Annotated in this window: 6 protein-coding genes; 5 read left to right on the top strand and 1 reads right to left on the bottom strand. The window is 68.9% G+C overall.

The window, feature by feature from the left end; all coding sequences use genetic code 11:
* The first annotated feature begins 219 nt into the window (after positions 1–219).
* From AC5L36_RS36250 to AC5L36_RS36235, 4 genes are read left to right on the top strand one after another with little or no spacing between them, the layout of a single operon-like run.
* The gene (locus tag AC5L36_RS36250; RefSeq protein WP_441223303.1) at positions 220–1,191 is read left to right on the top strand and encodes a branched-chain amino acid ABC transporter permease; all 972 of its coding nucleotides are present in this window, start codon (positions 220–222) and stop codon (positions 1,189–1,191) included.
* Positions 1,192–1,229: 38 nt separating this feature from the next.
* Entirely contained in the window at positions 1,230–2,324 is a 1,095-nt protein-coding gene (locus tag AC5L36_RS36245) for a branched-chain amino acid ABC transporter permease (RefSeq protein WP_441223317.1), read from the top strand.
* Entirely contained in the window at positions 2,321–3,136 is an 816-nt protein-coding gene (locus tag AC5L36_RS36240; protein ID WP_441223302.1) for an ABC transporter ATP-binding protein, read from the top strand. Before AC5L36_RS36245 ends, AC5L36_RS36240 begins: the two co-directional genes overlap by 4 nt.
* Entirely contained in the window at positions 3,126–3,836 is a 711-nt protein-coding gene (locus AC5L36_RS36235; RefSeq protein ID WP_441223301.1) for an ABC transporter ATP-binding protein, read from the top strand. Before AC5L36_RS36240 ends, AC5L36_RS36235 begins: the two co-directional genes overlap by 11 nt.
* 592 nt (positions 3,837–4,428) lie before the next feature.
* Here AC5L36_RS36235 and AC5L36_RS36230 read toward each other — a convergent pair.
* Positions 4,429–5,220, bottom strand: a complete 792-nt coding sequence (locus AC5L36_RS36230; RefSeq protein WP_441223300.1) for an SAM-dependent methyltransferase — start codon at positions 5,218–5,220, stop codon at positions 4,429–4,431.
* A 111-nt stretch (positions 5,221–5,331) separates the two neighbouring features.
* Here AC5L36_RS36230 and polA point away from each other — a divergent pair, with 111 nt between their 5' ends.
* Entirely contained in the window at positions 5,332–8,019 is a 2,688-nt protein-coding gene (gene polA / locus AC5L36_RS36225) for a DNA polymerase I (RefSeq protein ID WP_441223299.1), read from the top strand.
* The last annotated feature ends 524 nt before the right edge of the window (positions 8,020–8,543 follow it).

Below are 8,543 nucleotides of genomic sequence, written 5' to 3'. Positions count from 1 at the left end.
GCAACGGGTGTGACGTACAAGTTCGAGGGCAACGGCGAGCTTGACCCCACCCAGGTCATCGTCTGGGCGTTCAAGGTGCAGGCCGGGAAGGTTGTTCCGGACGTGGAGATCCCGAAGGCCTGACGGCCATTTCGGATCACCGAGTCACGTGGGTGCGGCCGGGAGCAGGCGCTCCCGGCCGCACCTGACTATGCATACGACTTTCCCCTGGAGCACTACTTGGACTTCGACGGCTTGCTGCGGGACTTCCCCGACCTGACCACTACCGGCCTGGAGCAGGGCGCCATCTACGCGCTCGTCGCCCTGGGTTACACGCTGGTGTACGGTGTCCTGCGCCTCATCAACTTCGCCCACTCCGAGGTCTTCATGATCGGCACGGTTGCCGCTCTGGGGACCTGGCAGGCGATCGGCTACAACCAAAACTCATCGATCAACGGGGTCGGGCTCACCCTGCTCCTGCTCCTCGTCGGCCTGGCGGCCGCCGTGGCGGCCTCCACGTTGACGGCGGTCGCGGTCGAACGGGTGGCCTACCGGCCGCTGCGCCGCCGCAACGCCCCACCCCTGGCGTTCCTGATCACCGCGATCGGCGCGTCGTTCGTCCTCTTCGAGGCGGTCGGCCTCTTCAGCGACAACATCGGCATCGGCGGCGAGCGCGGACCGTTCGGCATGGTCCGTCCGTTCAAGCCGGCCGAGCTGTTCAGCATCGGCGGCTGGAGCGTCACCAACACCCAGGTGCTGGTCGTGCTCTCGGCCCTGGGCATGCTCCTTGCCCTCGACCTCTTCGTCAACCGCAGCCGCATGGGCCGCGGCATCCGCGCGGTGGCGCAGGATCCGGACACCGCCGCGCTGATGGGCGTCAACAAGGACCGCGTGATCCTGCTCGTGTTCGTGCTCGGCGGCATCATGGCCGGCGTGGCGGCCCTGCTGTGGAACGTCACCTACGCCTTCAGCCGTTTCGACGTCGGCTTCCTCATCGGCCTGAAGGCGTTCTCGGCGGCGGTCCTGGGCGGCATCGGCAACCTGCGCGGCGCGCTGGTCGGTGGCCTGCTCCTCGGCGTGGTGGAAAACTACGCTTCCGGATTGTTCGGCGGCGAGTGGAAGGACTTCACCGGCTTCGTCGTGCTGATCGTGCTGCTGATGTTCCGGCCCACGGGCCTGTTGGGCGAGTCGCTCGGGAGGGCTCGGGCATGAACGCACACGTCGAAAAGGTCAGGTCCCGCGGCTCCTCGATGCGGGCCCGGTGGCAGAACATGCCACCCCAGGTGCGCTGGGTCGCGCTGGCCGCCCTGATCGTCTTCCTCTACCTGCTGCCCAACCGCTGGTTCTACATCAACCTCTGGTACTTCCGGACGATGGAATCGGACATGGCCACGGTCCTGTTCGAAACCTCGTTCTTCGTGCTCCTGGCGGTCGGCCTGAACGTCGTGGTCGGCTTCGCCGGCCTGCTCGACCTGGGCTATTTCGGCTTCTTCGCGGTCGGCGCGTACACGGTGGCGATCCTCACGTCGCCGGAGAGCCGGTTCGACGTCGGGTGGCCGTGGCTGGCGGCGGTGCCGGTGGCCATCGCGGTCACGATGATCTCAGGTGTCATCCTGGGCGGTCCGACGCTGCGACTGCGCGGTGACTATCTCGCGATCGTGACGCTCGGCTTCGCCGAGATGATCCGCCTGTACGCCGCCCGCAACGAGGGCATCGCGAACGGTCAGCGGGGCATCCCGCAGATCCCGCACCCGGTGCCCGAGGTCAAGGGCTCGGACGGGCAGCCGTGGTTCGGGGTGGTCGACGCGCGGCCGTACTACTGGCTCACGCTCACGATCATCATCTTCGTGATCCTGGGCGTGCGTAACCTCACCCGCAGCCGGGTCGGCCGGGCCTGGGTGGCGATCCGGGAAGACGAGGACGCGGCGCAGATCATGGGCGTGCCCACGTTCAAGTACAAGCTCTGGGCGTTCGCGATCGGCGCGGCGGTGGGCGGCCTGTCCGGCGCGCTCTTCGCCGGAAAGCAGAGCTTCATCAACTCCGACAGCTTCCAGCTCACCAACTCGATCCTGGTGCTGGCCGCCGTCATCCTCGGCGGCGCGGGCAACATCTACGGCGCGGTCATCGGGGCGTTCATCACCTGGTACCTGCCGGAGTGGGTGCGCGGCATCGGCGGCGCGGTGGGCCTGGAGATCAACGTCGCGGAGTACCGGATCCTGATCTTCGGGGCGGTGCTGATCGTCATGATGATCTTCCGGCCGCAGGGCATCCTGCCGAGTAGACGACGAGCGGCGGAGTTCGCCGACCGGCGTGAGGCGGCCGCACCGACGGAGGCGAGCACATGACCGACACTGCCCCCGACACCACCACCACCACCACCGCACAGCGGGAGGCGCTGCTCGAGGTCGACCACGTCACGCTCCGCTTCGGCGGCGTGGTCGCCCTCAACGACGTCGACTTCACGCTGTACAAAGGCGAGATCCTGGGTTTGATCGGTCCCAACGGTGCCGGCAAGACCACCTGCTTCAACGCGATGACCGGCGTCTACGCCCCCACGCAGGGGGAGATCCGGTTCAAGGGTCAGCGGGTCAGCGGCCGGGCCCGCCACAAGATCACGCAGATGGGCATCGCCCGCACGTTCCAGAACATCCGGCTCTTCCCGGAGATGAGCGCCCTCGAAAACGTGATGGTCGGTGCCGACGCGCACCACAAGGCCAGCGTGATCTCGGCGCTGTTCCGGCTGCCGCGGTTCTGGAAGGAGGAGCGGAGCGGGCGCGACCGGGCGCACGACCTGCTCCGCTTCGTGGGCATCGAACGCCCCGGCGAGCTGGCCCGCAACCTGTCGTACGGCGAGCAGCGCCGGCTGGAGATCGCTCGTGCGCTGGCGACGAGCCCGACGCTGCTCTGCCTCGACGAGCCGGCCGCCGGCTTCAACCCGGCGGAGAAGGACTCGCTGCTCAAGCTCATCCGCAAGATCCGCGACACCGGCGTCACGGTGCTGCTGATCGAGCACGACATGCGGCTGGTCATGGGCGTCACCGACCGGATCGTGGTGCTGGAGTTCGGCAAGAAGATCGCCGAGGGCCTGCCCGCCGAGGTACGGGACAACCCGGCCGTCATCGCCGCGTACCTGGGAGTGCCGACCGATGCTGCTTGAGATCGAAAACCTGACCCTGCTGTACGGGCGCATCCAGGCCCTGCACGGGATCAGCCTGCACGTCAACGAGGGCGAGGTCGTGGCCCTCATCGGGGCCAACGGCGCCGGCAAGACCACCACCATGCGGGCCATCTCCGGCCTCCGCCCGGTGGCGAGCGGCAAAATCATCTTCGCCGGCCAGGACGTCACCAAGGTGCGGGCCGACCTGCGGGTGATCCGCGGCATCGGCCAGGCGCCCGAGGGCCGCGGTGTGTTCCCCGGCATGACGGTGCAGGAAAACCTGGAGATGGGCGCCTACACCCGGCGCGACGGGGCCGGCATCAGGCAGGACCTGGCGATGGTCTTCGACCTTTTCCCGCGCCTCAAGGAGCGGCAGCGCCAGGCCGGCGGCACCCTCTCCGGCGGCGAGCAGCAGATGCTGGCGGTCGGGCGGGCGATGATGACCCGGCCCAAGCTGCTGCTGCTCGACGAGCCCTCGATGGGGCTGGCGCCGATGCTGATCCAGCAGATCTTCGAGATCATCACGAGGATCAACGAGCAGGGCACCACGGTCCTGCTGGTGGAGCAAAACGCGCAGCAGGCACTGTCCCGCGCCCACCGCGGCTACGTGCTGGAGACCGGGTCGATCGTGAAGGAGGGCACCGGCCAGGAGCTCCTCCACGACCCGGCGGTCAAAGAGGCCTACCTGGGCGTCGCCTGACGGTTTCCCAGGGCCTGTAACAGGTTTGTCCTGGTATGGGCCCTGGATCCGTCAGATCCAAACCAGATCCGAGCTACCGCGATGTCCGTCGTGGTCCAGACCGTTGCTCCCGCGGCCTCACCCGTCCGCCGTTGGTCGCGCTCACCCCTGCGCGCAACCGGCGGGGAGCGGCTTGAGCTCGCGCCAGGCGGTGGTTGACGTTTGTCCACAACGTCTGTTGCCGGATCGGCGATCCAGCGAGCAACAGGGTTTCGTCGCCTCGAAGTCCTGACCCTGGGGCTGGTTACACTGCGTCAGGGCGACGGAGGTAGGGCTTGGGGCTTGCACCGCGGAGCCGGCAGTGGACGGCCGGGGGTTTCGGCGAGCGCTGCGAGCCGCCGGCCGGGAGCGGTGCCCGCGGGAGCATACGGTCCGCAGCTGACGCGGACGTGGGCAAATCTGCCTCGAATTGATGCCACGACGAGGCGGCCCTGACCCCGAAAAGTCTCGCCCCTTTGGCTGGTTACCCGGCGTCAGGGGTGACCGCGACCAACGGCGGATGGATGAGGTCGCGGGACCACAGTGGACGTCGCGGTAGCTCGGATCTTGATCTTTAGGGTTTGCGGCCGACGCCGGCGAAGGAGGGGACCATCTCGGTGACGTCGCCGTCGGCGCGCCACTTGGCCGGGTCGACGAGGCCCGGCTCGACCATCTCCAGCCCGTCGAAGAAGGTGGCGATCTGGTCGCGGTCACGCAGTGTCACCGCGTTTGCCTTCGTGTAGCGGTCGGCGACGGCCTGCTGCTCGGGCGTCACGTGCGGGATGGTGGCCACCTGTGAGATCCCGATGTAGCTGCCCGGCGCGATCGCGTCGCGCAGGCGGGCCACGATGCGGGCGGGGTCGTCGGCGTCCGCCACGAAGTGGAGCACCGCCACGATCAGCACCGCGACCGGCTGGGTGAAGTCGAGGGCGGCGGTGACCCGGGGGTCCTTGAGGAGCGTGTCGGGGTCGCGGATGTCGGCCTGCACGACGGTCACGCGCTCGTCGCCTTCGACGATGGCCTCGCTGTGTGCCACCGCCACCGGGTCGACGTCGACGTAGACCACCTTGGCGTCTGGTGCGACGCGGTGCGCGGCCTCGTGCACGTTACCCACGGTGGGGATGCCGGAGCCGAGGTCGAGAAACTGGCGGATGCCCGCACCCGCGAGGTACTCCACCGCGCGGCGCAGGAAGCCCCTATTGGCGTGGGCGGCGAGGCGGATCTGCGGGCCGACGGCGAGCACCTGCTCGGCCATCTGGCGGTCGATGGCGAAATTGTGCAGGCCGCCGAGCATGTAGTCGTAGATCCGAGCGGTGCTCGGCCGCTCGAGGTCGACCTCCGGTGGCGCCCAAGCCGGCCGATCCATCTCTCCGCCTCCTCGACTGTCTCTATTTCGCGGCCCCACCTTACGGGGTCGGCACGTCGCCGCGCGTGCCCGTGACGGGAGTGTCGGGGGTGCGGACTAGAGTCGCTTTCTGTGACAGAGTCAACGCCGCGCCTGCTCCTGCTCGACGGGCATTCCCTCGCATACCGGGCCTACTTCGCCCTGCCCGTGGAAAACTTCTCGACGGTCACCGGGCAGCCGACCAACGCGGTCTTCGGCTTCACGTCGATGCTGATCAACATGCTGCGCGACGAGCGGCCGACGCACATCATCGTGTCGTTCGACGTGTCACGGCAGTCGTTCCGGACGCAGATCTACTCGGAGTACAAGGCGGGTCGCTCCGAGACGCCGGCGCCGTTCCAGGGCCAGGTGAGCCTGGTCAAGGAGGTGCTCGACGCGCTGCGGATCCCCGTGGTGGAAAAGCCGGGCTACGAGGCCGACGACGTGATCGGCACGCTGACCCAGCAGGCGCGCGCGGCCGGCATGGAGGTGGTGATCAGCACCGGCGACCGCGACGCGTTCCAGCTTGTCGACGAGCACGTGACCGTGCTCTACCCGGTGCGCGGCGTCTCCGAGGTCTGGCGGATGGACCCGGCCGCGGTCGAGGCGAAATACTTCGTCCCCCCGTCGCAATACCGCGACAAGGCGGCGCTGGTCGGCGAGACGAGCGACAACCTGTCCGGCGTGCCGGGCGTGGGCGACAAGACCGCCGCCAAGTGGATCAAGGAGTACGGCGGCCTCGAGGGCGTCATCGCCAACGCCGACAAGATCAAGGGCAAGGCCGGCGACAACCTCCGTGCCCACCTCGCCGACGTCATGCGCAACTACGAGATGAACAAGCTCGTGTGCGACCTCGAGCTGCCCCTCCGGCCCGAAGACGCCCGCTGGCCCGGGTGGGATCGCGAGGCGGTGCACCAGGTCTTCGACGCGCTGGAGTTCCGGGTGCTGCGCGAGCGCCTCTACCAGTACCTCGAGGCCGTCGAGCCGGAGGCCGAGTCCGGGTTCGAGCTCGACGGTTCGGTGCTGGGCGGCGGCGAGGTGGCCGGCTGGCTGGAGTCGTACGCGCCGGTGGGCACCCCGATCGGCGTCGCGGTTTCCGGGCGGTTCGGCCGGGGCACGGGCGAGCTGACCGGCGTCGCGCTGGCCACCGCCGACCGGCCGGCCGCGTGGTTCGACCCCGCCGAGCTCGACGCGGGCGACGAGGCCGCGGTCGGTGCCTGGCTGGCCGACGCCAAGCGCCCCAAGGTCATCCACGACAGCAAGCCGGCGCTGCTCGCCTTCCGCGCCCGCGGCTGGGAGCTCGCCGGCGTCACCCGCGACACCGCGATCGCCGCCTACCTGGCCCGCCCCGACCAGCGCACCTACGACCTGACCGACCTGGCCCTGCGTTACCTGCACCGCGAGCTCAAGGTCGACGCGCCGGAAAACGGCCAGCTCACCCTCGACGGGCTCGGCGACAGCGAGGCGGTCGAGCAAAACCTGATGCTCCGCGCCCGCGCCACCCTCGACCTCGCCGACGCGATCGACGCCGAGCTGTCCCGCGACGGCGAGCTCTCCGCGCGGCTGATGGCCGACGTCGAGCTGCCGCTGGTCGAGGTGCTCGCCGAGATGGAGCGCACCGGCATCACCGCCGACACCGAGTACCTCTCCGACCTCGAAAGCAACTTCGCCGCCGGTGTCAAGGAGGCGGCCCAGGCGGCATACGCGGTGGTGGGTCGCGAGTTCAACCTCGGCTCGCCCAAGCAGCTCCAGGAGATCCTCTTCGGCGAGCTCGACCTGCCCAAGACCAAGCGCATCAAGAGCGGCTACACCACCGACGCCGACGCGCTTCAAGGGCTCTTCGCCCAGACCGGCCACCCGCTGCTGGAGCACCTGCTGCGCCACCGCGACGTGGCCAAGCTCAAGTCCACGGTGGACGGCCTGCTCAAGTCGGTGTCCGACGACGGCCGCATCCACACGACCTACTTCCAGACGGTCGCGGCCACCGGGCGCCTCTCGTCCACCGACCCCAACCTGCAAAACATCCCGATCCGCACCGAGGAGGGCCGGCGCATCCGGCGGGCGTTCGTGGTGGGCTCGGGGTTCGAGTGCCTGATGAGCGCCGACTACAGCCAGATCGAGATGCGCATCATGGCCGACATGTCCAAGGACGAGGCGCTGATCCAGGCGTTCAACTCCGGCGCCGACTTCCACGCGGCGACCGCCTCCTCGGTGTTCCGCATCCCGATCGAGGAGACCACGGCCGACCACCGCCGCAAGATCAAGGCGATGAACTACGGCCTTGCCTACGGCCTGTCGGTCTACGGGCTGTCCCAGCAGCTCAACATCCCGACCGACGAGGCGCGCGCGCTCATGGACGAGTACTTCGAGCGCTTCGGCGGCGTGCGCGACTACCTCCAGGCGGTGGTCACGCAGGCGACGAAGGACGGCTACACGCAGACCATCCTCGGCCGCCGGCGCTACCTGCCCGACCTGGTCAGCGACAACCGCCAGCGCCGCGAGATGGCCGAGCGCATGGCCCTCAACGCCCCGATCCAGGGCTCGGCCGCCGACATCATCAAGGTCGCCATGCTCCACGTCGACCGCGCGATCCGCGAGGAGGGCCTGCGGTCGCGCATGCTGCTCCAGGTCCACGACGAGCTGGTCTTCGAGGTCGCCGAGGGCGAGCGCGAGGCGATGGAGACGCTGGTCCGCCGCGAGATGGGCAACGCGCACCAGCTTTCGGTGCCGCTGGAGGTCTCGGTCGGCGTCGGCACAGACTGGAATAGCGCCGACCACTGACGGCTCCGCTGCCCCAGCCGCAGTGGGTGGAGAGCGCGCCAGCAATCAGGGCGTTTGACGTCCTGATTCGTCGCGGCCGGTGGCGCCGTCGCCCGGTAATCGCCGCCGCCGTGCGCGCGGCCCAAGATTCGAGATCTGGGACGGTTAGCTACCCCCTTGGGGGTGAGGGTTTGTCTGCGATGAGCTGCGAGGCACGTGAGCAGCGGATCTAGGAGACTTAGCCCGCCATATCGACCGTAAGTCTCCTAGATCCGGAAGTCCCGGCCCAGGGCTGGTGACGCTGCGTCAGGTCGCCGACGGGGGCTTGTCTCGCGGACCAGGGAGTGGACGGCCGGGGATTTCGGCTCGGTCCGCGAGCCGCCGGCCGGGAGCGGTGCCCGCGGGAAAGCACCCGCTCCGCTGCGCTCCACGTTCCCCGGGGGCCCCGCGCATGCGGTCCGCGGCTGACGCGGACCGGGGCGAATCTTCTTTCGCCCTTATTACCCCGGTCTGCGTATCTATGGTGAGGGGATCTAAGGAGGAAG

Source organism: Phytohabitans sp. LZ39 (assembly GCF_059359075.1).
The sequence above is the reverse complement of the archived record's forward strand: the minus strand, read 5'-3'. Positions and strand labels throughout refer to the sequence as shown.

Excerpts from the sequence above, each read along its gene's own strand:
- AC5L36_RS36230 (WP_441223300.1), bottom strand. The coding sequence starts at position 5,220 with ATGGATCGGCCGGCTTGGGCGCCACCGGAGGTCGACCTCGAGCGGCCG.
- AC5L36_RS36245 (WP_441223317.1), top strand. The coding sequence starts at position 1,230 with ATGCGGGCCCGGTGGCAGAACATGCCACCCCAGGTGCGCTGGGTCGCG.
- AC5L36_RS36240 (WP_441223302.1), top strand. The coding sequence starts at position 2,321 with ATGACCGACACTGCCCCCGACACCACCACCACCACCACCGCACAGCGG.
- AC5L36_RS36235 (WP_441223301.1), top strand. The coding sequence starts at position 3,126 with ATGCTGCTTGAGATCGAAAACCTGACCCTGCTGTACGGGCGCATCCAG.